The 544-nt window shown below is 69.1% G+C and carries 1 protein-coding gene and 1 pseudogene; both read right to left on the bottom strand.

All coding sequences use genetic code 11. The annotated features are described in order from the left end of the window. A pseudogene (locus AC1DYI_RS38045) lies at positions 1-207 on the bottom strand (type III glutamate--ammonia ligase); the annotation flags it as partial. A 124-nt stretch (positions 208-331) separates the two neighbouring features. Then, on the bottom strand, positions 332-544 hold a 213-nt coding region (locus tag AC1DYI_RS38040), incomplete at its 5' end, for an aldehyde dehydrogenase family protein (RefSeq protein WP_477209215.1).

The raw sequence follows: 544 nt of genomic DNA, 5'->3' as shown, positions 1-544 counted from the left end.
CGCGTAGTACTCGGCCCGTGCGCCGGTGCGCGGCAAGGCCGTGCCCCAGATCGACGGGCCGGCGAAACCGGCGCCGGTTTCGATCAGCTCGCCCAGCTTGGCCAAAGGCACGTACTTGCCCTTGGCCACGCCGTGCATGTCGGTGAACTGGGCGAGCACGGTGTGCACGCCTTGCGCGGCAAGGCGCTGCTGCAAGTCAATTGTCATGAGGCCCCCACGGCCCCTCCGGGGGCCTGCCCCCGAGGGGGTTGGCGCAGCGGACCGGCTTCAGCCGGATCCGCGCACGCCACTTGAATTTGGCGACGCTGCGGGCAGCGCGCCACGAACGCCGTCAGTCCAGCCGGATCCAGGTGGTCTTCAGCTCGGTGTACTTGTCGAACGCGTGCAGCGACTTGTCGCGGCCGTTGCCGCTTTGCTTGTAGCCGCCGAAGGGCACGGTGATGTCGTCTTCGTCGTACTGGTTGACGTGCACGGTGCCGGCGCGCAGCGCGCGGGCCACGCGGTGGGCGCGGTTGATGTTGTCGCTCCACACGCTGGCCTGCAG

This window comes from Ideonella sp. P3_A4, from assembly GCF_056403075.1.
Note: the sequence above shows the minus strand (reverse complement) of the source record. Positions and strands in the feature narration are given on the sequence as shown.